General features: G+C 55.9%; 17 protein-coding genes and 3 pseudogenes. 3 read left to right on the top strand and 17 right to left on the bottom strand.

Annotated features, from left to right (window positions below):
• Positions 1-53: 53 nt before the first annotated feature.
• A pseudogene (locus ACUTQ5_RS04670) lies at positions 54-437 on the bottom strand (zinc-binding dehydrogenase); the annotation flags it as partial.
• On the opposite strand from ACUTQ5_RS04670, the pseudogene ACUTQ5_RS04665 reads away from it, so the two are divergent.
• Positions 430-1,094, top strand: a pseudogene (locus ACUTQ5_RS04665) (substrate-binding domain-containing protein); the annotation flags it as partial. The pseudogenes ACUTQ5_RS04670 and ACUTQ5_RS04665 overlap by 8 nt on opposite strands.
• Before the next feature lies 1 nt (position 1,095).
• On the opposite strand, the gene ACUTQ5_RS04660 reads toward ACUTQ5_RS04665, so the two are convergent.
• The 5 genes from ACUTQ5_RS04660 to ACUTQ5_RS04640 form a co-directional block, all read right to left on the bottom strand.
• A complete protein-coding gene (locus ACUTQ5_RS04660; protein WP_261118155.1) occupies positions 1,096-1,590 on the bottom strand; it encodes a DUF1097 domain-containing protein in 495 nt (164 codons plus the stop codon).
• A 260-nt stretch (positions 1,591-1,850) separates the two neighbouring features.
• Positions 1,851-3,095, bottom strand: coding sequence for an MFS transporter (locus ACUTQ5_RS04655; RefSeq protein WP_445650288.1), 1,245 nt, complete (start codon positions 3,093-3,095; stop codon positions 1,851-1,853).
• A gap of 148 nt (positions 3,096-3,243) precedes the next feature.
• Positions 3,244-4,107: a DMT family transporter gene (locus ACUTQ5_RS04650; protein ID WP_445650287.1), complete on the bottom strand. Its 864-nt coding sequence runs from the start codon at positions 4,105-4,107 to the stop codon at positions 3,244-3,246.
• Positions 4,108-4,209: 102 nt separating this feature from the next.
• Positions 4,210-4,635, bottom strand: a complete 426-nt coding sequence (locus ACUTQ5_RS04645; RefSeq protein ID WP_445650286.1) for a cupin domain-containing protein — start codon at positions 4,633-4,635, stop codon at positions 4,210-4,212.
• A gap of 90 nt (positions 4,636-4,725) precedes the next feature.
• Entirely contained in the window at positions 4,726-6,555 is a 1,830-nt protein-coding gene (locus ACUTQ5_RS04640) for a thiamine pyrophosphate-binding protein (protein WP_445650285.1), read from the bottom strand.
• 336 nt (positions 6,556-6,891) lie between these two features.
• On the opposite strand from ACUTQ5_RS04640, the gene ACUTQ5_RS04635 reads away from it, so the two are divergent.
• Entirely contained in the window at positions 6,892-7,767 is an 876-nt protein-coding gene (locus ACUTQ5_RS04635; protein WP_445650284.1) for a LysR family transcriptional regulator, read from the top strand.
• A 118-nt stretch (positions 7,768-7,885) separates the two neighbouring features.
• A pseudogene (locus ACUTQ5_RS04630) lies at positions 7,886-8,250 on the top strand (helix-turn-helix domain-containing protein).
• A gap of 60 nt (positions 8,251-8,310) precedes the next feature.
• Here the strand turns inward: ACUTQ5_RS04630 and nuoN are convergent.
• The 11 genes from nuoN to nuoC form a co-directional block, all read right to left on the bottom strand.
• Positions 8,311-9,768, bottom strand: a complete 1,458-nt coding sequence (gene nuoN / locus ACUTQ5_RS04625) for an NADH-quinone oxidoreductase subunit NuoN (RefSeq protein WP_012146011.1) — start codon at positions 9,766-9,768, stop codon at positions 8,311-8,313.
• 6 nt (positions 9,769-9,774) lie between these two features.
• Complete coding sequence (gene nuoM, locus ACUTQ5_RS04620) at positions 9,775-11,304, bottom strand: NADH-quinone oxidoreductase subunit M (protein ID WP_012146012.1); 1,530 nt, start codon at positions 11,302-11,304, stop codon at positions 9,775-9,777.
• 185 nt (positions 11,305-11,489) lie between these two features.
• The gene (nuoL, locus tag ACUTQ5_RS04615) at positions 11,490-13,337 is read right to left on the bottom strand and encodes an NADH-quinone oxidoreductase subunit L (RefSeq protein WP_445650283.1); all 1,848 of its coding nucleotides are present in this window, start codon (positions 13,335-13,337) and stop codon (positions 11,490-11,492) included.
• On the bottom strand, positions 13,334-13,636 hold the full coding sequence (gene nuoK, locus ACUTQ5_RS04610) for an NADH-quinone oxidoreductase subunit NuoK (protein ID WP_012146014.1): 303 nt from the start codon (positions 13,634-13,636) through the stop codon (positions 13,334-13,336). The genes nuoL and nuoK overlap by 4 nt, the downstream gene beginning before the upstream one ends.
• Positions 13,633-14,193: an NADH-quinone oxidoreductase subunit J gene (gene nuoJ, locus ACUTQ5_RS04605; RefSeq protein WP_174353862.1), complete on the bottom strand. Its 561-nt coding sequence runs from the start codon at positions 14,191-14,193 to the stop codon at positions 13,633-13,635. The genes nuoK and nuoJ overlap by 4 nt, the downstream gene beginning before the upstream one ends.
• A 13-nt stretch (positions 14,194-14,206) precedes the next feature.
• Positions 14,207-14,749 carry an NADH-quinone oxidoreductase subunit NuoI gene (gene nuoI, locus ACUTQ5_RS04600; protein ID WP_004947256.1) on the bottom strand — a complete coding sequence of 181 codons (543 nt, stop codon included), beginning with the start codon at positions 14,747-14,749 and terminating at the stop codon, positions 14,207-14,209.
• Between the two features lie 14 nt (positions 14,750-14,763).
• Positions 14,764-15,741, bottom strand: a complete 978-nt coding sequence (gene nuoH, locus ACUTQ5_RS04595) for an NADH-quinone oxidoreductase subunit NuoH (protein WP_012146016.1) — start codon at positions 15,739-15,741, stop codon at positions 14,764-14,766.
• Positions 15,738-18,476: an NADH-quinone oxidoreductase subunit NuoG gene (gene nuoG, locus ACUTQ5_RS04590; RefSeq protein WP_445650282.1), complete on the bottom strand. Its 2,739-nt coding sequence runs from the start codon at positions 18,474-18,476 to the stop codon at positions 15,738-15,740. Before nuoG ends, nuoH begins: the two co-directional genes overlap by 4 nt.
• Before the next feature lie 79 nt (positions 18,477-18,555).
• Entirely contained in the window at positions 18,556-19,908 is a 1,353-nt protein-coding gene (nuoF, locus tag ACUTQ5_RS04585; protein ID WP_012146018.1) for an NADH-quinone oxidoreductase subunit NuoF, read from the bottom strand.
• Positions 19,905-20,456: an NADH-quinone oxidoreductase subunit NuoE gene (nuoE, locus tag ACUTQ5_RS04580; protein WP_445650281.1), complete on the bottom strand. Its 552-nt coding sequence runs from the start codon at positions 20,454-20,456 to the stop codon at positions 19,905-19,907. Before nuoE ends, nuoF begins: the two co-directional genes overlap by 4 nt.
• Before the next feature lie 2 nt (positions 20,457-20,458).
• Positions 20,459-22,255 (bottom strand): NADH-quinone oxidoreductase subunit C/D, encoded by a 1,797-nt coding sequence (gene nuoC, locus ACUTQ5_RS04575; RefSeq protein ID WP_445650280.1) that lies wholly within the window; start codon positions 22,253-22,255, stop codon positions 20,459-20,461.
• Positions 22,256-22,322 lie beyond the last annotated feature (67 nt).

Below are 22,322 nucleotides of genomic sequence, written 5' to 3'. Positions count from 1 at the left end.
CCTTAACTATAGACAAGGATCGCCGCTCTTCGCCATCAGACTATTGGCTAAAATCAGAACACCAGTTGCACTTTGGCCGCCTGACTCTTGTCACCGGCAAAGGCCAACGCCTGCGCCAGTTGCTGGTTATCAAACTCGGCAGAAAGCAGCGGCAGTGGATTGACTGTCCCTTCCGCCAACCAGGCCACCGCCAAATCAAATTCTTCAACAAAACGGAACGAGCCCAGTAAGTTCAACTCTTTGGCGATCAGCAACATCAACGGGAAATCCGGGAAACTGCCACCCATCCCGACCTGCACGACAGTGCCCCTGGCACGGGTGACTTCCAGACAGCGCTGCAACGACGACGGATGGCCGGAGACTTCAAAAACGATATCAAAGTACCCCTTTTCCTGCTGATAGAAACTAAAGTCGTCATTACCGGCATGCAGACAACGGGAGCACATTATCCAACTGCTGGCCTACCCGATCGCCGGGTTGATCCTCACCGATTCCGAGCACACCCTGCGGGCGGAAAAATACCTGGCGGCAGCTAAAATCCCGGTGGCGCAGGTGATGGATCTTGAAGGGCCCGAGGGGCGGATCGCCGTGGGGTTTGATAACTATCAGGCGGGTTTTGACATGACCGAAGCGCTGCTCGCCAGCGGTAAACGCCAGGTGGTTTACTTTGGCGCCATGTCCGACGCACGCGACACCAAACGTTTCCAGGGCTATTGTCGGGCGATGGAAAATCAGGGACTGACACCACGGCAAATCACGTCTCGTCGGTCTCGGTCGGCTCCGACATGCTGGCGATGGCCCGCCAGCTCTACCCCGACCTGGACGGTATCTTGTGTACCAATGACGATCTGGCGGTTGGCGTGCTGCAGGCGTGTCTGCGGCTCGGCTTGAAGGTGCCACAGGACATTGCCCTGTCAGGTTTTCACGGTCTGGATATTGGCAAGGCCACCACGCCGGGCATCGCCAGCGTGATCACCCCAAGGTTTGATATGGGCAAAGTCGCCACAGAGATTTTACTCAAACGGATTAAAGGGGTGCCGTGCATCGAGCGCGTTGACCTGCACTACCGCATTTCACTCGGCGGCACCATTTAAATCAGCGGTTAACATGCTCGGTAACAGCACCCGTTTGTTTGGGTTTCTCATTGCGTGCCGCCAGCCAAAGACCGCTGTTTTTCATCGCGTAGCCGAACACCAATCCCACCACCAGGGACAGGGTCACCAGCGGCCAGTCGCCACCACCGGCAAAGGTGGCACAGGCGCCAATAAAGGTACCGGGCACAAACCCCAGCCACTGCTGTTTTGCCTGAATGCACATCAGGAAAGCCACGGCACCAGTCAGCAGGTAACCGAGGATGCTCAAGCCAGGGGCCAACTCGCTGCCGTGAATAATCACCATTGCCCAAAATACCCCGCTGCCGCAGGTCAACAAGCTTATCAACAACCCTTTCAACCCACCCTGCGGGCAAGCAAAATAGGCCGTACAGCCGAGGAAACCGGCCCAGCTAATCAAGCCCAGGCTGACGGCTACCCAACCCCAAACGCCGGAGAGGATCCCGGTTGTCACAGCAATGGCAAAGATAACGTTCATAAACCGACCCGCAGCAGAGAAAGCGCGCAGTTTACTCGAAAACAGGCATTTTTATGTGATAAACCTCACATAAAATATGTAATGAGAAAAGTGAGAATTACATTAATGTGGAATTTGTCACAAAAAAAACCAGCGTGGCAAGCACGCTGGAAATGACACACAACAACACCAGGGAAATCGGCTCGCTACATTGCGCAGCGAGAACATATTTATTTCAACGTTCAGTCAGCAAAACTTCAGCTTAAAAGAACAACAATATTTCAGCGCGGGAAGCCCACACGGGTCACCATAAAGCTCAAAATCAGGCACACCACGGCACTGACCATAAATAACAGGTTGACCGCCAGATGCAGGCTGGCATGGTCGATCACTACCCCCAACAGGATAGGTACCCAGTTGGCGATATAAGCAATAACATAAAATAGCGAAATCAGTCTCGCATGGCTGGCCTTTGGCGAAATCAGATTCACTAACGTAGCGCTACCGACAAAAATTGCCCCGTAGGCGTAACCTGCAATCACCATACCGGCACTGGCCAGAGCCAACGAGTGAATTTGAATCGCTTCGGCGAACACCACCACCGACAACGCCTGTGCCAGACAGCCAAACATCAGCGAATGGCGCGCATTAACGCGACGACTCAGGATTTGGCTGATACCGGCGATCACCAGGTAAACCGCAATCACGTAACCATAAATACCACGGCTATGCATGCCCAACAGCTTTTCCGACACGCTGGGGCCAATCGCCAAAATGCTGGCAGCCACCGCCCAACAGATAAACAAGGCACCAGCACACAGGAAGAACTTGCCACCGGTCGCACGCAGTCCTTCAGCCAATGAACTTTTTTCCGCTACGCTATCAGCCGCCGTCGCCCCACTTAACGGCGCGACCACAACATCAACCGGCCATTTCAGCATAACGCCCAGCGCGGCCGCTGCCGCCACCGCCATAATGATAATGAACGGCAGCGAAGTGGTATGGAACCCGGTTTGCAGCGCCACACCGCTGAAAATCGGCCCCAACGCCAGACCGGTGGTAAATGACAGCGTGGCAATCAGCGCCGCATTTTTACCGCCGTCTTTCGGCCCAAAACGTACCAGCGCAATATTGGCCGCTCCGGTTAATGCCCCGGTGCCGATCCCGGCCAGCAAACGCGCCATAAACATCATCAGAAACGAATCGGCCATCGAGAACAGCAAAGCCCCGGCCAGCACCACCAGCAACGCTGGCACAATCATGCTGCGCAGGTCTTTGACCTTGCCGGCCATGTTGCCCACGCCGAACAGAGAGATAAGTACGCCGGCGGCATAGGCGCCATAAATGACTGTCAGGCTGACCGAGCTTAACGCCAGCTCATGTTGATAAAGCGGATAAAGCGGCGTCGGCGCACTGCTGTTGAGCAATGCAGACATTAATGCCAGCGCTAAAAACAGCAGAATGGCAAAATGCGACGTGCCCGAATTCGCTTTAGCCGCTTCATCAACAGCTACACCTTCAGACATTTTTCTCTCCCGAAACAATCTGGATAAACGCTAAGCCCTGAAACCAAACTCATCAGGAAACGCGGCTATCATACCTTTCGGGTATAACCGTCAAAATAGCCAAGAATGCATCATAGTGATTCATTAATGCATTCTATTGAATGCAGAATTACACGGCTTCAGCCTTGGCGACCTTCGCCGGAGCGCGTTTCAAAATAGCCAGCGCGCCGGAAAGAATAATCAGCGCCATGCCGCCCGCGGCAATATAAGACAGTTTCTCGCCAAACAGCAGATAACCGAGCAGCGTGGAGAAAATGATGGTGCTGTAGGACAGAATACTGACGATTACCGCATTGCCGCTGCCATAGGCACGGGTCATGGTGATTTGCCCCAGGCTGCCGAACACGCCGATAGCGCAGACGCACAGTATCATGGCGCTATCAAGCGTAGTGAACCCCACCACCGTAGTCATCACTGCCCCCACCACCGTACCTACCAGCGAGAAGTAAAACACCACCCGCAACTCGGGTTCGCCTGTGCGCACAAGCTTGCCGACGTTAAAATAGGCCAACGCAGTCAGCAGGCCGGAAAGCAGGCCAATCAGCGTGGCGGCATACTCACCGTTCGGCGTATCGGGCCGCAGCAACACCAGAATGCCAATAAACCCCAGCATTACCGAGAACAGCAGCTTGCCGGTCAACTGGCCTTTGGCGGTGACAAAGGCGATCACCGACTGAAAGATGGGGTTGGTGTAGCCCAGCGTGGTGGCGGTGGCGATCGGCAGATGGATCAGCGAGTAGAAGCCACAGTACATCGCCGCATTGCCGATGGCGGCACGCTTCATATGCAGGCCCAGATGCCGGGTGCGAAAACCGAGGTTTTTAACCTGAATTAACGCGGCAACGATCAGCACGTTAATCACAGAACGATAAAAAATGATGTCGAAAAAGCCGACCTTGGCCGAAGCCAGCTTGATACTGGACCCCATCAGCGCAAAGAACCCGCTGGCGACAACCATCCACAAAGCAACCATGATTTCCTCAGAGTGCCGCCCCCACGGGCAACAAAAATAAAACGGGGCGAATCTATTCGCCCCCTACGGCGACAGCACCGCAGTATGAAAGATGACGGGCTATTATTCGCCGGCTTTCACCGTCAAGGACTGGTTATCGGCACAGGCGAAGAACACCAGCATTTCGGCACCCTTATCGCCGGAGACGCCCTGATGCACGATATCTACCGTATCGGTAAAGGAGTCGCCCTGCTTAAAGGTGTGCTTCACACCGGTTTTCTTTACCGTCAACGAAACGCTACCGCCGGTCATATACACCGCACTGATGCACGGATGGGTATGCCAGGCCAGAACCTTGTTCGGTTCCACGGTGACTTTCAGCATGGTGATCTGCGGGGCACCGGCCGGATAGTGCTGGTAAGGCGATCCCTCCCACGAGGTCTCGGTTTTCAGCAGGGTTTCTTTGGTAATGCCTTCGCCGTGATCGTCAGCGGCCTGTGCATAGCCCTGAAATGCCATCATTAATGCCAGAAGTGTCAATTTATACATCGTTATCGCTCCATGACTACTGTAAGTAAAATAGAATGGCGTGATACAAAGGATAATAATGACGACTCCCGCAATAACAGGGCTACGCCCTTACAAGCCTTTGATACGCTGCTCGTATTCTACGATGCTCTCGGCATAGTAGCGATTAGGTGCCACATGATTTCCCACCAACACTTCTATCAGGAACGGGCCTTCGTGCTCAGCCGCCGCGACCAGTGCCTCGTCCAGCTCTTCCAGCGTCGCCGCTTTGGCGGAGGACACCCCCAGACTGTTGGCGAAAGCCTTCCAGTCGTGGTTTGGCAATGCCGTGTAGTCCGCCGATACCCCACGGTTCTGCAAGGTATCTATATGCATCGCCCCGTGTGCACAGTTGTTCATCACCACAAAGGTCATTTTGACCTGATAACGGGCGGCAGTCTGGATCTCCATACCGTGCATCAACATGCATCCGTCACCGGTCACCACCACGCAGTCGCGGTGCGGTGCCGCCAGCTTGATGCCAATGCCGGCACAAATCGCCCAGCCCATAGGTGCCAGGGAACTTGAGGTGTGGTAATCACCGCGCCCACTGGCCAGCCAATGGTGCGCCATAAAGATACGGTGCGCGCCGGAGTCTACCACAACGTTGGTATCCGGGCTCATCCGGCTGCGAATGCGTTTGATGGCGTCACCGGGGTACATATTGGCTTCACCCTGGGCCAGCCGCGCCTGCAAATCGGGCTGCTGTTGCTCCAACGGCAGTTGGCGCACCTGTTCAAGCCAGCCATTGCGCAGGCTCTTGATAGCAACCAGGTGCGCGTCATCGTCGCTGACCGCATCCAGCAGGTGCCGCAGCGTATCGGTCAGGCTGGAGAAAATCTGCATGTCCGGCTGATAATGCGAACTGACCTTGTCGAAATCCTCATCGATCACCACCAGCGTTTTGGTGCCATGCAGCCGTGGATTCCAGTTCAGGCTGTCACGCTGGTTGAGATCGCAGCCCAACACCAGCAGCACATCGACCTCGTCGCCATTGATGGTTTCCACCGCACGGGTGTGACCGGCAAAACCATACAGCCCCAACGCCAGCTCGTGCCCTTCGGGAAAAGCGCCCTTTCCGGACAGCGTAGTGGCCACCGGCAAACGGTATTTCTCCGCCAGGCGCAGCAGCAGTGCGGCATCCAACGGATTATTCATGCGATTACCCACCAGGCAGGCAACGTTCAGTCCGCGCAGCAGATAATCATCCAACATCTGCTCCAGCGCCTGTTGGTCGATCGCCGCTTCACGGCACTGTGGCGTACGCTGTGGGCTGGCTTCATAATTGCCTGCCACCGCTTTCTTTTGCATATCGACCGGCACGCTTAAATAGGCACGGCCTTTACGCTGGGTGTTCAGGCAGGACAAACTGCGCCGCAGCTCGTGCTGCAACGTAAGGTTATTTTTCACTTCTATCGCGGCGGAAAGCAGCGGTTTGACGATAGTCAGCTCATCAATGCCGCTATTGCTGCCGTCCTGGAAAGCGCCCTGCGCTTCATGATAAGTGGCGATACCGCCGGCCAGATACAGCACCGGGATTTTATCTGCCTGTGCCGCCGCCATCGCCGGCAGGAAATTCATGGTGCCGGGGCCGGAGATGCCCAGACAAACGCCAAACTTGCGGGTGGCACGGGCGTAGCCGTCGGCCATAAAGCCGCAGGCGGTTTCATGAGCGCCGACGATGCCGCGAATGGCTGAATGTTCAATGGATTTAATCAGTGGGTACACCAGCTTGCCGGGTACCAGGAATATGTGCTGAATGCCGCGTGCTTCAAGCCCCTGGATAATCACATCAGCGTTTGTTTGCTCCGCCGCTTTCGTGCCGGGCGTTGCAATAACTCTGACACCATCCGCAGTTGCCAGTGCTACGGGGGTGTATAACTTCTCTGCGTGAGACTCCATTTTTAATGTCCAGTCGTGGTTGGCCAACCTGATTCAGAGTCGATCCCACCAGGCTGTTAGCCAACAGAGACAGGCTCTCATGCGTATCTGCTTTCGCGTTTAGAGTGACATTGGCACAAAATGTGCGCCAGATCACAGCATAAACGTTGATAAGGATAAAGATTGTCGGGTAAAAATAAAGATGCAAAATTGCTTCACGTTAATGCATTTATTCATATCCTGAAACATAATAAATAATTATGATACCAGCCCTGACTTGTAGCCTAACCCCGTGCCCGTAAGGTTGCGCAAGAATGAACACCGATAAGGCCGATAAGCCGGCATAAAGGAAATGGCATGATGAATTGGGATGACGCACGCTTCTTCCTGGCAGTAGCCCGCTGCGGCACTTTACGAAAGGCCGCTAATGAACTACACGTCGACCAGGCCACCGTCGGACGGCGTATTACCGCTTTTGAAGAGAGCCTGGGGTCCAAGCTGTTTATCCGCACGCCGAAATCATTCTCCCTCAGCCCTTTGGGTGAAGAAATGCTGGCGGACGTGATGAATATGGAAAATGCGGTGCAGGCGATTGGCCGCAAAGCCACCAGCGGCGACGACAGCCTGTGCGGTAACGTACGCATCGCCACTACTGACACCATGGCCGAGGCCTTTGTCATTCCGGCCTTGAAAGCGCTGCGGGAGCAACACCCATTAATCACCGTCACTCTGCTGACGGCGGTGAATATCTCTGATATTTCCTACCGAGGTGCGGACCTGGCGATCCGTGGCGCACGGCCCGAGTCTGATGAGCTGATTATCAAACGTATGGCAACCATCGAAATGGGGCTGTATGCCACTCAAGGCTATCTCGACAAACACGGACTGCCGACCAAGGGTGACCACCTGCGTGGCCATGATCTGCTGATGTTTCCACGCGAGCTGGTGCCGCGCCACTGGAACGACTTCTGTGGCGAAGCGCTGATCGACCCCAACGTAGTTTTGCAGTGCAATTCACAATTGCTGTTGCGCTCGGCAACGCGTAACGGATTGGGCATCGGCCTGCTGTCCTCCTTCCTGGCGGACAAGGATCCGGATCTGGTACGCATTTTCCCGGAGAATAAAGACTGGGTAGATATCTGGCTGGTGCTACACCCCGATCTGCAGCGTGCCGCACGGGTGCGTGCCGTAGTGCAGGCGCTGGAAACCTCGTTTCAAAACAATCCCGGTTGATCTCACCCATTCAGGGGTTAGGGTGACTTACCCGCCCCTCCTATCCCGTTTCGCCGCATTGCCATAATTAGACAAAAGACTTATTGTCTGAACAATGTACACCACTGTTGGGGGTATGATGGCGAAGTTACCGTATATCCATGATGAATCAGGCAGCCCCCTATATGTAGCACTGCCTCTCGATGAATATAAAAAGCTGGTAGGCCGGCAAGATGAATATAAGTCTGTTCCCTATAATATCGATGCGCACGATGATGAAACAGTTCCTCACGAAGTGGTCTCTATCATGTTGGATCAGAACATCAGCCTGATAGCCGCATGGCGAGTTTTCCGCGGCCTCTCGCAGTAAGATGTGGCGACAAAACTGGGCACTACCCAATCTGCCGTTTCTCAGTGGGAAGCCATCGACTCTAAACCGCAAAAAAAAACCGGGAAAAGTTGGCAGAATTATACCAATGTCGCCCAGCGCAGATGACGCTCTAATCTGCCACCCGCCCATAAAAAAAGGTCGCCGAAGCGACCTTTTTACTGCCTTGATGCCAATCAGAACATCGGCTGTGCCATCTGTACCAGCGTAATCAGCGGTTGCGGATAAACACCCAACAGCAACACCAACGCGGCGGAGATCAACACCACCACACCACCTGCGGTCAACGCCCAGTTGTTCGGAGTATCGCGCTGCAGCGCTTCCGGCGCGCTGAGGAACAGGCTGACGGTCACGCGCAGGTAATAGTACAAACCGATGGCGCTGCCCAGCACCACTGCGCCGGTCAACCACCACAGATGAGCACTGACGCCCATCGCGATAACAAAGAACTTACCGATAAAGCCCAGGGTCATCGGGATACCGGCCAGCGACAGCATCATCACCGTCATTACCGCAGACAGAATTGGCTTATGCCAGAACAGACCACGGTAGGAAAACAGTGAATCGGCGTCCGGGCCACGGTACGGGCTGGACATCAGGCTGACGACACCAAACGCGCCCAGGCTGCTGAACAGGTAACCGGCCAGATAAACCCCGGCGGTTTCCAACGACAGCTGATGGGTTTGCACCGCAATCAACGCCACCAGCAGATAACCCAGGTGGGCGATCGACGAGTAACCCAGCAGACGCTTGATATTGGTCTGGCTGATAGCCATCAGGTTGCCGAACAAAATGGAGCAGACGGCAATGATCGACAGCACCATGCGCAGCGCTTCGTTGTCGGCGGCCGGTGCATACAGGAACAAACGCATCACCACGGCGAAGATAGCAATCTTGCTGGCGGTCGCCAGGAAGGTTGAAACCGGCGCAGGCGCCCCCTGATACACATCCGGCGTCCACAGTTGGAACGGCACTAGCGACAGTTTGAAGCCCAGACCGACAATCATCATGCCCATACCCGCCAGGACCAGCGGCTGGTGCATCATGTTTTCTTGCAGGCTTTTGCCCAGGCCGGCCAGTGACAGGTCACCGGACTCGGCATACAGCAGCGCCATACCAAACAGCAGGAATGACGACGCGGCAGCGGACAGCAACATGTACTTGATGGCCGCTTCCAGCGGACGCTTCTGGCGGTAGGCATAACCCACCAGACCGAACAGCGGCAGCGAGATCAGTTCAATACCGAGGAACAGCGACGCCAGGTGGTTGGCGCTCGCCAGCAGAATGCCACCCAGCGTGGCAATCAGCACCAGCAGGTAGAACTCTTCGCGGTTGTCCGGGTAACCCACCAACCATGGATAGGCGAAGGTACAGGTCGCCAGGCTCGCCAGTATCACTAGCCCGGTATAGAACATCGAGTAGCCGTCAACCCGCAGCAGCGGGGTGACGTCCATTGGGCCTGCCTGGCCGACAAAGTACAGCGAAAGCAGCGCCAGGTTTAGACCGATCACGGTCAGGGTGGCGTTGATAAAATGGTCGCGTCGCCACGCAATGCCTAGCATCACAACCACCACCGTCAATCCGACGATCAACAGTGGTAACAATGCGATCAGTTGTTGAGGAGTTATTGTCATGGCGAATTACGGCCTTGTTGTTGAAATTGCTGAAACTGACGAACCAAACCAGTGTTGCACGTTGCTCATCGCCGCATTGGAAGTATCCAGAATCGGCTGTGGGTAAACCCCCAGAAGAACCAGCAACACCACCAGCAGCAGAATGATAAACAGCTCACGCGCGGTCATGCCCGGTAACGGTTGATCAGACTTGGCTTTGCCGTAATAGGCGCGCTGCATCATGATCAACGAGTAAACCGAAGCAAACACCAGACCGAAAGTAGAAATCACGGTGATCACCGGCACAACCTGATAGCTGCCGAACAGGATCATGAATTCACCGACGAAGTTACCGGTACCCGGCATCCCCAGGGTCGCCACTGCGAAGAACAGCGACAGCGCAGGGATGTATTTGATACGCCCCCACAGGCCGCCCATTTCACGCATGTCACGAGTATGCAGACGTTCGTACAGCTGGCCACAGATGATGAACATACCGGCCGCAGACAGACCGTGTGCAATCATCTGGATCACCGCACCCTGGTAAGCCAGTTGGCTGCCGGTATAGATGGCGATCAGCACGAAGCCCATATGGGAAACCGAGGTATAAGCAATCAGACGCTTGATATCGGTCTGCGCAAACGCCATCCATGCACCGTAGAAGATACCGACCACGCCCAGCCACATGGCGATTGGCGCAAACTCGTGCGACGCTTCCGGGAACAGCGGCAGGCTGAAACGCAACATGCCGTAGGCCGCGGTTTTCAGCAAGATCCCCGCCAGGTCAACAGAACCTGCAGTGGGTGCCTGGCTATGCGCATCAGGCAACCAGCCATGCAATGGCACCACCGGCATTTTCACCGCAAAGGCGATGAAGAAGCCCAGCATCAACAGGTATTGCACGTTATGGGACATTGGCGTCTGCAGCAGGTCTTCGTAATCGAAAGTCCACACGCCGGTCGCGTTATAGTGCACGAACACCAGGCCCATGATAGCAATCAACATCACCAGACCACTGGCCTGGGTATAGATGAAGAACTTGGTAGCCGCAGTGATACGGGTCTTCCCGTCCGAAGCCTTGTGACCCCAGAGTGCAATCAGGAAGTACATCGGCACCAACATCATTTCCCAGAAGAAGAAGAACAGGAACATGTCGATGGCGAGGAACACGCCGATGACCCCACCAAGGATCCACAGCAGGTTCAGGTGGAAGAAGCCCTGGTATTTCTGGATTTCACGCCAGGAACAGAGAATAGCCAGCACGCCCAGCAGGCCGGTCAGCACCACCATCAGCAGTGACAGGCCGTCCAGCGCCAGGTGGATGGAAATACCAAAGCGTGGGATCCACGGCAGCAGGAATTCAGACTGCCACTGCGGAATGCCTTTCGGCGTAGTCAATGTGTAGCCACCCTGCATCCACAGATACAGAGAAAGCGCCAATGTCAGCCCCATTGCGATCAACGCAATCCAGCGCGGCACCTTAGTACCGAAGCGCTCAAACTGCCAGCACAGCAGACCGCCAATAAAGGGGATAAGAATTAGCCAAGGTAATAGCATGGCGTTTTGTGTCCCTTATTCTACCGTTGTCTTTCACGCTGTAGCGTTGTTGGCTGCGGGCGTTTACCCCTGTCAATTACCTAAGTAAGCTCCAGGGGATGCTCGCACTTGCCGCCTAGCTACAACGCGAAATCCATACGGTATAAAACATTGTACATAGCACAGAGCTATGCCCGATAAATGCTTTAAATTATTATCAACAGCGCCAATACGACCACTGCACCCACACCCATAGACGCTATATACCAACGCACCTGACCGTTCTCGCTCACTGTCAGACCTCGGTTCCCCCAGCGGGAGAAGATGGCCGGCAGGTTCATCATCGAGTTCAGCGGATCACGTTGCAGCAACTTCGCAATACCCAGGTACGGCTTGACGAATACTTTGTCGTACAGCCAGTCGAAGCCCCAGGCATGGAACCACCAGGTTGAGAAGAAACGCCCCGGTGCGCTATTGGCAATGCGGGTCACCAGGCTACGTTTGCCCAGCCACAGCGCCGCCGCCAGCAGGATGCCGACAATAGCCACAACGCCGGAGGTAATCTCCAGTTGCAGCACGCTACCGTGCGCCAGCTCGGTGGTATCTGGCAGTACGCCCTGCAATGGCGGAACGATCATCGCGCCAACGAAGGTGGACAGCACCAGCAGAACCAACAGCGGCAGGTGGTGAGTGATGCCAAAACCTGCATGCGCTTTGATTTTCTCTTCGCCATGGAACACGATGAAAATCATACGGAAGGTGTACAGCGAGGTCATGAACGCACCGACCAGACCGGCAATCATCAGGTTGATGTGACCGTTAGCCATCGCACCGGCCAGGATCTCATCCTTACTGAAGAAGCCGGCGGTGATCAGCGGCAGTGCCGACAGCGCAGCGCCACCCACCAGGAAGCAGACGTAAACCAGCGGGATGCTCTTGCGCAGGCCGCCCATCTTGAAGATGTTCTGCTCGTGATGGCAGGCCAGGATCACCGAACCGGAGGAGAGGAACAGCAGCGCCTTGAAGAACGCATGGGTCATCAGGTGGAAGATAGCCGCATCCCACGCCTGCACGCCCAACGCCAGGAACATGTAGCCAATCTGGCTCATGGTGGAGTAGGCAAGCACGCGCTTGATATCGGTCTGCACCAGCGCGGCAAAGCCGGCCAGCACCAGGGTCACTGCCCCGATAATGCCCACCAGATGCAGCACTTCCGGTGCCATTAGGAACAGGCCATGAGTACGGGCAATCAGGTAAACGCCCGCGGTCACCATGGTTGCAGCGTGGATCAGTGCAGAAACCGGGGTTGGACCCGCCATCGCATCTGCCAGCCAGGTCTGCAACGGCAACTGCGCCGATTTACCGACCGCACCACCCAGCAACATCAGGGTAGCCCAGGTGATCGCCGTATCGCCAATCGCCAGTTTTTGCGGTGCCAGGATCATCAGTTCGCGGATATTCAGCGTGCCCAACTCGTTGTAGAGGATGAACAACGCAAATGCCAGGAACACGTCACCGACGCGAGTCACGATGAAGGCTTTCATCGCCGCCGCACCGTTGGCCGGATCCTTGTAATAGAAGCCGATCAACAGGTAACTGCACAGGCCCACACCTTCCCAACCCAGATACAGCAGCAAGAGGTTGTCTGCCAGTACCAATACCACCATGCTGGCGATAAACAGGTTGGTGTAAGCAAAGAAACGTGAGTAGCCCTCTTCACCGCGCATGTACCAGGAAGCGAACATGTGGATGAAGAAGCCCACGCCGGTCACCACTGACAGCATGGTCAGCGACAGGCCGTCCAGCGTCAGGGTCACACCAATATTGAAATTACCAACGCTCATCCAGTTCCACAGGCTTTGCTCAAACAGCTGCACGCCAGTGGCTTTCTGGGCGAAGAAGTCCATACCCACATAGACCGTGACCAGAGCAGCCAGGCCGATAGAGCCTACGCCGACGATTGCCGAGGTGTTCTCAGACCAGCGGCCTCGGGAGAAGGCCAACAGCAGGAACCCGATCAGCGGTAGCAGAATAGTTAAATATAATAGGTTCATCCGCGCATCTCACTGACAGTATCAATATTCAGGGTATGACGACGACGGTAAAGCTGCAGCAGCAATGCCAGACCAATACTGGCCTCGGCGGCTGCCAGGCTGATCGCCAGGATATACATCACCTGCCCGTCCGGTTGGCCCCAATAGCTGCCCGCCACGATAAACGCCAGTGCTGCGGCGTTGATCATCACTTCCAGACTGATCAGCATAAACAGCAGATTGCGACGCACCAGCAACCCGGTCAGACCCAGGACGAACAGAATTGCCGCCAGGATCAGGCCATGTTGAAGAGGGATCATGCTTGCTCCTCCGATTTTCTTCTCGCCATTTCGCTACTGGCCGGGGCATTGCTCAACACCTCACCCGGTTTGTGCTCACGGCCAATGTGGAAGGCAACAACCAGACCTGCCAACAGCAGCATTGAAGCCAGCTCAACCGCCAGAACGTAAGGACCAAACAGGCTGATCCCCACCGCTTTAGCGTCAACCATCTCACCGCTGATGCCCTGATCGGACACGCTGCGGATAGCAACAATCAGCACCACCAACAGCGCCAGCGACAAGATGCCAGGGCCGATCCACACCGACGGTTTGAGCCAATCACGCTCTTGTTGCTGCACCGCGTTGCCGAGGTTCAACATCATCACCACGAACACAAACAGCACCATGATGGCACCGGCGTAGACGATGATTTCCAAAGCCGCGGCGAAGTAGGCACCGAGTGAGAAAAAGACTGCAGAGATCGCCAGTAACGAGACGATCAGATACAGCAACGCATGCACAGGATTGGTATGCGAGATCACGCGAATTGTCGCGATCACCGCAATAAAACCTGCCAGATAAAAGGCAATTTCCATGCTTGCTGGCTCCTTAAGGCAACAGACCTTTGACGTCGATCGGTTTGGCTTCGTTTTCGGCTTCGCCCTTGGCTTTGCCGTCAATCGCCATACCGGCCATCCGGTAGAAGTTATATTCCGGATATTTACCCGGCCCCGAGATCAACAGATCTTCTTTTTCGTACACCAGATCCTGGCGCTTGAACTCACCCATTTCGAAATCCGGCGTCAGCTGAATGGCGGTAGTTGGGCAAGCTTCTTCGCACAGGCCGCAGAAAATGCAGCGCGAGAAGTTGATGCGGAAGAACTCCGGATACCAACGGCCATCTTTCTGTTCTGCTTTTTGCAGCGAGATACAGCCCACCGGGCAGGCAACCGCACACAGGTTACAAGCCACGCAGCGCTCTTCGCCGTCCGGATCGCGCGTCAGCACGATGCGGCCACGGTAGCGCGGCGGCAGGTAAACCGGTTCTTCCGGATACATCTGGGTTTCGCGCTTGGCGAAGGCGTGCAGGCCTATCATCCAAATGCTGCGCACCTGGGTGCCGAAACCAACCAATAACTCTTTCAATGTCATGGTTTATTCACCCCTTATTGAGCGTTGTACAAAATGACTGCGGCAGTCGCCAGCAGGTTCAGCAGCGTCAACGGCAGACAGACTTTCCAGCCGAAGGACATCACCTGGTCATAGCGCGGACGTGGCAGAGCAGCACGAATCAGAATGAACATCATCATGAAGAAAGCCGTTTTCAGCGCGAACCAGACGAATGGCGGTAGGAAAGGCCCCTGCCAGCCACCGAAGAACAACGTCACAATCAGGGCAGAAACGGTGACGATACCTATGTATTCGCCCACAAAGAACAGCCCGAACTTCATGCCGGAATATTCAATGTGGTAACCGTCAGCCAGTTCCTGCTCGGCTTCCGGTTGGTCAAACGGGTGACGGTGACACACCGCCACGCCGGCAATCGCAAAGGTAATGAAACCAAAGAATTGCGGGATGACGTTCCACATATGCGCCTGAGACTCAACGATCGCCTGCATATTGAAGGAGTCCGCCTGTGCTACCACCCCCATCAGCGACAGGCCGATGAACACTTCGTAGCTCAGGGTTTGCGCAGAAGCACGCATTGCCCCCAACAGCGAGTATTTGTTGTTGCTCGACCAGCCGGCAAACAGCACGGCGTATACCGCCAGGCCGGCCATCATCAGGAAGAACAAAATACCGATGTTGAGGTCGGACACCGCCCAGGTCGGACTGACCGGGACGATGGCAAATGCCAGCAACAGGGAAGTAAAGGCGATCATCGGCGCCAGGGTAAAGATCACCCGGTCGGAGAATTTCGGTACCCAGTCTTCCTTGAAGAACATTTTGATCATGTCGGCGACCAGCTGCAGCGAGCCACCCCAGCCGACACGGTTTGGTCCATAACGGTTCTGGAACAGACCGAGCAAACGGCGTTCGCCGAAGCTCATGAATGCCCCACAGGTGACTACGACCAGCAGGATCACTACCGCTTTAACAATGGAGATCAGAATGTCGATCACCTCAGGGGTAAACCAGCTCATCGTGTAGCCTCCCGCAGATTTTCAACCGTTGCACCCACCAGTACCGGCGGGATCCCTGGCAAGCCAAGCGGTAAGCCCACCTGGCCCTGGGTCAGGGTTTCACTCAGACGCACCGGCAGACGCAAGGTCTGGCCTGCACAGCTGAACTCCACCAACGCACCAGCATTGACGCCCAGCGCAGCAGCATCGGTAGGATTGACCATCACATAGGCGTCCGGCATGCGCTGCTGAATCACCCCGGAACGCTGTGACATTTCATCACTGCCGAACAGGTGATAATACGGCGCGACACGCCAGCCTTGCTGCTGACCAAAGGCGGCTGGCACGCGGTCGAAGTAACCCAACTTGCCCTCCCCCGCTTCGATCAAGCGCACGCCCGGATCGCCATGACGCAGCTTGCCACCCACTTCGGCCTGGAACTTGTTCCATGCCTGCGGTGAGTTCCAACCTGGTGCCCAGGCAAATGGGATCTGCTGGCGGTCGGCCAACGGGCTGTTGTTCCCTTCCATTGAGAAGGCGAACATGGTGTCTTTATCCTGAGGCTGACGCGGTTCGTGCACGCTGATATTGGCGCGCATCGCCGTACGACCACTGGAGCGAATCGGAGAACGCGCCAGTTTCTGGCCACGGATACGGAAGCTCGCGTCCGGTGCAGCATCGACGATCCCCTGCAACTGCGGCAACGCGGTGACACAGGCTTCGATCACATGATCAAGCTGCGTCCAATCCACATGGCGGCTGGTATAGGTGGAATGCAGCGAGTGCATCCAACGCCAGCTTTCCAGCATCACTGTGTGAACGTCTTTCTTCGCATCGTCGTAGTACGCCGGATCGTAAACCTGGAAGAAACGCTGGGCGCGACCTTCCTGATTGACCAGAGTTCCGTCGCTTTCCGCGAAGCTGGCTGCCGACAGGATCAGATTAGCTTTATCCATGATGGCAGTACGCTGATGATCGACCACGATCAGGTTACTGACCTTGGCCAGTGCAGCGTCAACTTTCGCCGCCGGCGCTTGCCGGTAGAGATCGTTTTCCATCACGATAGCCGTGTCGGCTTCGCCGCTTTCCAACTGGATCAGTGCCTGATCGAGCGAACCGCCGCCGATCATCGCCAAGCCCATGCTGTTGGCCGCGCTGGCGACGAAGGTAATGCCGACGTCAGAACCGCGATCCTTCAACGCTTTGGCGATGTTGGCCGCCGCTTCGATGATGGCTTCGCTACCGGCGTTGCTGCCGGTAATGATCAGCGGTTTACGCGCGTCGGTCAGCGCCTGCACGATGATGTCGACTTTCTTGTTCAGGCCGTCAGCCAAATCGTTGACTGCCGGTGCCGCGTTGTCCAGCGCATGGGCGATAGCGAAGCCGAAGCGCGCCTGCTCATCCACCGGTGCGCGGTAGTTCCATGCCGCGATATCGTCCAGACGGGTGTTATCCACGTTGGTGACAAACAGCGGGTGTTTGGCGTGCTGGCCGATGTTCTGCACCGCAGCAATCTGCCAGTCGGCAACGCGTTGGGCCGCAGCCATAGCGCGAGCCTTGCCTTTCACTGCCTGACGTACCGACAGGGCAATACGTGCGCCGGTCTGGGTCAAGTCTTCACCCAACACCAACACGGCGTCATACCCTTCGATTTCACGCAGCGCAGGCGTGTGAACGCCGCTGTTTTGCAGCACGTTCAGCATCAGATCCAGACGGCCCTGTTCGGCCTGCGAGATACCGGTATAGAAGTTCTCGGCACCCACCAAATCACGCAGTGCGAAGTTACTTTCCAGGCTGGCGCGTGGTGAGCCAATGCCGATGGTTTTCTTCGCCTGACGCAGAATGTCCGCCGCCCCCTGCATCGCCTGCTCGGCGTTCAGGGTGATCCAGTCGTCGCCACGCAGTTGCTGTGGCTGACGCGGACGATCTTTCTGGTTTACGTAACCATAACCGAAGCGACCGCGGTCACACAGGAAGTAATGGTTCACGCTGCCGTTATAACGGTTTTCAATACGACGCAGTTCGCCATAGCGCTCGCCCGGGCTGGTGTTACAGCCGATGCTGCACTGCTGGCAGATGCTTGGCGCAAACTGCATGTCCCACTTACGGTTATAACGCTCGGAGTGGGTTTTGTCGGTGAACACACCGGTCGGGCACACTTCCACCAAGTTACCGGAGAACTCGCTTTCCAGCGTGCCGCTCTCGGTACGGCCGAAGTAGACGTTGTCGTGCGCGCCGTAAACACCGAAGTCGGTGCCGTCCGCATAGTCCTTGTAGTAGCGCACACAGCGGTAACAGGCGATACAGCGGTTCATCTCATGCGAGATAAACGGCCCCAGTTCCTGGTTATTGTGAGTACGCTTACTGAAACGGTATTTACGGAAGCTGTGGCCGGTCATTACTGTCATATCCTGCAGGTGACAGTTACCGCCTTCTTCACATACCGGACAGTCGTGTGGGTGGTTGGTCATCAACCACTCAACCACGCTTTCACGGAACTGTTTGGCTTCGCCATCGTCGATGGAAATAAAGGTTCCATCGGATGCCGGTGTCATACAAGACATCACCAAACGGCCACGCGTATCTTCCGCGTTTTGGTATTGCTTTACCGCACATTGGCGGCAAGCGCCGACGCTTCCAAGCGCCGGATGCCAGCAAAAGTAAGGAATATCGAGCCCGAGGGAGAGACAAGCCTGCAGCAGGTTGTCGGCCCCATCTACGTCGTATTCTTTGCCGTCTACATGAATCGTAGCCATAGTCAGCATGCTTCCAAGTGGCCTGCCTTGCGGCAGGCGTTAATCAAAAATTCTGGCCGTGTCGTCGGGGCGAGTCGGCTTACCAGCGTTGCTTCAGCAGATTATTGGCCTGAATACCGCCAATCGCATGCGCGTTGCTGAAGTGCTTCACTTTGATGCCCGCTTCGAACTCTTCACGGAAATATTTAATTGCGCTTTGCAGTGGCTCTACGGCACCTGGCGCGTGGGCGCAGAAGGTTTTGCCCGGGCCGAGAGAACGGCACAGCTGCTCAAGGGTTTCGATATCCCCCGGCTGCCCTTCGCCATTTTCCAGCGCACGCAGGATCTTCACGCTCCACGGCAGACCGTCACGGCATGGCGTACACCAGCCGCAAGACTCGCGAGAGAAAAATTCTTCCAGGTTGCGCACCAGCGGAACCATGCCAATCTCGTGGTCTACCGCCATCGCCAGCGCGGTACCGAGACGGCTACCGGCTTTACCGATGCTCTCGAAGTCCATCGGCAGATCCAGGTGATCGGCGGTCAGGAAGTCGGTGCCCGCGCCGCCTGGCTGCCAGGCTTTGAAACGCAGACCGTCACGCATGCCACCGGCGTAATCTTCCAGAATTTCACGTGCGGTGGTGCCAAACGGCAGCTCCCAAACGCCTGGGTTTTTCACCCGGCCGGAGAAGCCCATCAGTTTGGTACCGGCATCGTTACTCTTACCGGCGGAGATCCCCTTGTACCACTCAACGCCGTTCGCCAGGATCGCCGGAACGTTACACAGGGTTTCTACGTTATTGACGCAGGTTGGTTTGCCCCAAACGCCGGAGGAAGCCGGGAAAGGTGGCTTGGAACGCGGGTTGGCACGGCGGCCTTCCAGCGAGTTGATCAAGGCGGTTTCTTCGCCACAGATGTAACGACCGGCACCGGTATGAACAATCAGCTCGAAGTCGAAGCCGCTGCCCATGATGTTCTTGCCCAAATAACCGGCTTCGGTGGCTTCGGCGATCGCCCGGCGCAAATGCACCGCAGCTTCGATGTACTCACCGCGCAGGAAGATATAGCCGCGATAAGCCTTCAGCGCGAACGCCGAGATCAGCATGCCTTCCACCAACAGGTGCGGCAGTTGCTCCATCAGCAAGCGGTCTTTATAGGTGCCCGGCTCCATTTCATCGGCGTTACACAGCAGGTAACGGATGTTCATGGATTCGTCTTTCGGCATCAGGCTCCACTTCAAACCGGTGGAGAAACCTGCACCGCCGCGACCTTTCAGCCCGGCGTCTTTCACCAGGGTGACGATCTCGTCCGGGGCCAGGCCCTTGATGGCCTTTTCCGCACCGGCATAGCCGTTCTTGCTGCGGTATTCATCCAGCCAGACCGGCTGTTTGTCATCGCGCAGCCGCCAGGTCAGCGGGTGCATTTCGGGAGTGCGTACAATGTCTTTAATCATTGATACTGCTCCAGTAGCGTCTCGATATCTTCAGGCTTCAGCTGACTGTGAGTGTCCTCATCAATCATCATGGTTGGCCCTTTATCGCAGTTGCCCAGGCAGCAGGTTGGCAGCAGAGTGAAACGGCCATCAAAGGTGGTTTGACCCGGTTTGATGCTCAGCTTCTTCTCAATGGCGGCCTGAATGCCCTGGTAACCGGTGATGTGACAAACAACACTGTCACAATAACGGATCACGTGGCGCCCTACTGGCTGACGGAAAATCTGGCTGTAGAACGTGGCCACGCCTTCTACGTCGCTGGCAGGAATGCCCAGCAGCTCAGCGATGGCATGAATCGCCCCATCCGGAACCCAGCCGCGCTGCTTCTGCACAATTTTCAGTGCTTCAATGGAGGCTGCGCGTGGATCCTCGTAATGGTGCTTTTCGTGCTCGATCGCATCACGTTCTTCCGCACTCAGCTCAAATGCATCAACGCCGCTCTGGTGAGCGGCCGCATTGATAGGTTCAAGCGCTTGGTTATTCGCGTGATTGTCTTTTTGATCATGCATAGTTAGCGGTCCACATCTGACATTACAAAATCGATACTACCCAGATAGACGATCAGGTCGGAGACCAGGCTGCCACGGATTACCGCCGGGATTTGCTGCAGGTGTGCAAAGCTTGGCGTACGTACCCGGGTGCGGTAGCTCATGGTGCTGCCGTCGCTGGTCAGGTAGTAGCTGTTGATCCCTTTAGTGGCTTCAATCATCTGGAATGATTCGTTGGCTGGCATCACCGGGCCCCAAGAAACCTGCAGGAAGTGGGTGATCAGCGTTTCAATGTGCTGCAGCGTGCGCTCTTTCGGCGGCGGCGTGGTCAGCGGGTGATCGGCCTTGAACGGGCCTTCCGGCATGTTGTTCAGACACTGTTCGAGAATGCGCAGGCTCTGACGCAGCTCTTCCACCTTCAGCATTACGCGGGTGTAGCAGTCGCTGTTGCCGTCTCCGACCGGAACTTCGAAATCGAAATTCTCATAGCCGGAATACGGACGCCATTTGCGCACATCGAATTCGATACCGGTGGCACGCAGGCCCGCGCCAGTGACGCCCCACTCCAACGCTTCTTTAGCATTGTAGGATGCCACGCCGACGGAACGGCCCTTCAGGATGCTGTTCTTCAACGCAGCCTTGACGTAGGAATCCAGACGTTTTGGCATCCACTCAAGGAACTCACGCAGCAAGCGATCCCAACCGCGTGGCAGGTCGTGTGCGACACCGCCAATACGGAACCAGGCCGGATGCATACGGAAACCGGTGATCGCTTCAACCAAATCGTAGATTTTCTGACGGTCGGTAAAGGCGAAGAACACAGGGGTCATCGCGCCGACGTCCTGAATGAAGGTACTGATGTACAGCAGGTGGCTGTTGATACGGAACAGTTCGGACAGCATCACGCGAATGGTATCAACGCGATCCGGCACCTTGATACCGGCCAGTTTCTCAACCGCCAGCACGTAAGGCATTTCGTTCACGCAGCCGCCGAGGTACTCGATACGGTCGGTGTACGGAATGTAGCTGTGCCAGGACTGACGCTCGCCCATCTTCTCGGCGCCACGGTGGTGGTAACCGATATCCGGTACGCAGTCGACAATCTCTTCGCCATCCAACTGCAGAATGATACGGAATGCACCGTGCGCAGACGGGTGGTTCGGGCCGAGGTTAAGGAACATGAAGTCCTCGTTCTCGGTGCCGCGCTTCATGCCCCAGTCTTCAGGTTTGAAGGTCAGCGCTTCCATTTCCAGATCTTCTTTCTGTTTGGTCAACACAAAGGGATCAAACTCGGTGGCGCGCGCCGGGTAGTCTTTACGCAGCGGGTGGCCTTCCCAGGTTTGCGGCATCATGATGCGCGACAGGTGTGGGTGGCCGTCGAAGGTAATACCGAACATTTCCCAGGTTTCACGCTCATACCAGTTGGCATTCGGGAAAATCTTGGTCGCTGTGGGCACGTGCAGGTCTTTTTCAGACAGCGCCACTTTCAGCATGATGTCGCGGTTGCGTTCGATAGAAATCAGATGATAGAAAACAGAAAAATCCGCAGCCGGTAAACCGTCGCGGTGGGTGCGAAGACGCTCGTCCACGCCATGCAGATCGAACAGCATGACGTAAGGCTTCGGCTGTTTTCTCAAAAACGTCATTACTTCCAGTAACTGGTCAGGTTTGACCCATACCACGGGCATTCCGGTACGGGTGGGCTGAACAGTAAAGGCTTCCGGCCCAAAACGGTTGCGCAGTTCGCCAATCACCGGGTCGTCAAGGTGATCTCTGGTTTGCCAGGCCGGCAATGCGTCGTGCGTCGTTGAATCTGTCATAATTTTTTTCACCACACTGAAGGGTTATTTCGCCGCAAGTTCACTTTTCGCTGTGTTAACCAATAGC

Source organism: Serratia sp. NA_112.1 (assembly GCF_052691715.1).
The sequence above is the reverse complement of the archived record's forward strand: the minus strand, read 5'-3'. Positions and strand labels throughout refer to the sequence as shown.

Bases quoted from the DNA above. Each gene is read 5' to 3' on its own strand.
- nuoG (WP_445650282.1), bottom strand. From the start codon at position 18,476: ATGGCTACGATTCATGTAGACGGCAAAGAATACGACGTAGATGGGGCC.
- ACUTQ5_RS04645 (WP_445650286.1), bottom strand. From the start codon at position 4,635: ATGTATAAATTGACACTTCTGGCATTAATGATGGCATTTCAGGGCTAT.
- nuoN (WP_012146011.1), bottom strand. From the start codon at position 9,768: ATGACAATAACTCCTCAACAACTGATCGCATTGTTACCACTGTTGATC.
- nuoF (WP_012146018.1), bottom strand. From the start codon at position 19,908: ATGATTAAAGACATTGTACGCACTCCCGAAATGCACCCGCTGACCTGG.
- ACUTQ5_RS04635 (WP_445650284.1), top strand. From the start codon at position 6,892: ATGATGAATTGGGATGACGCACGCTTCTTCCTGGCAGTAGCCCGCTGC.
- nuoC (WP_445650280.1), bottom strand. From the start codon at position 22,255: ATGACAGATTCAACGACGCACGACGCATTGCCGGCCTGGCAAACCAGA.
- nuoI (WP_004947256.1), bottom strand. From the start codon at position 14,749: ATGACATTGAAAGAGTTATTGGTTGGTTTCGGCACCCAGGTGCGCAGC.
- ACUTQ5_RS04655 (WP_445650288.1), bottom strand. From the start codon at position 3,095: ATGTCTGAAGGTGTAGCTGTTGATGAAGCGGCTAAAGCGAATTCGGGC.
- ACUTQ5_RS04640 (WP_445650285.1), bottom strand. From the start codon at position 6,555: ATGGAGTCTCACGCAGAGAAGTTATACACCCCCGTAGCACTGGCAACT.
- nuoH (WP_012146016.1), bottom strand. From the start codon at position 15,741: ATGAGCTGGTTTACCCCTGAGGTGATCGACATTCTGATCTCCATTGTT.
- nuoM (WP_012146012.1), bottom strand. From the start codon at position 11,304: ATGCTATTACCTTGGCTAATTCTTATCCCCTTTATTGGCGGTCTGCTG.
- ACUTQ5_RS04660 (WP_261118155.1), bottom strand. From the start codon at position 1,590: ATGAACGTTATCTTTGCCATTGCTGTGACAACCGGGATCCTCTCCGGC.
- nuoL (WP_445650283.1), bottom strand. From the start codon at position 13,337: ATGAACCTATTATATTTAACTATTCTGCTACCGCTGATCGGGTTCCTG.
- nuoK (WP_012146014.1), bottom strand. From the start codon at position 13,636: ATGATCCCTCTTCAACATGGCCTGATCCTGGCGGCAATTCTGTTCGTC.
- ACUTQ5_RS04650 (WP_445650287.1), bottom strand. From the start codon at position 4,107: ATGGTTGCTTTGTGGATGGTTGTCGCCAGCGGGTTCTTTGCGCTGATG.
- nuoJ (WP_174353862.1), bottom strand. From the start codon at position 14,193: ATGGAAATTGCCTTTTATCTGGCAGGTTTTATTGCGGTGATCGCGACA.
- nuoE (WP_445650281.1), bottom strand. From the start codon at position 20,456: ATGCATGATCAAAAAGACAATCACGCGAATAACCAAGCGCTTGAACCT.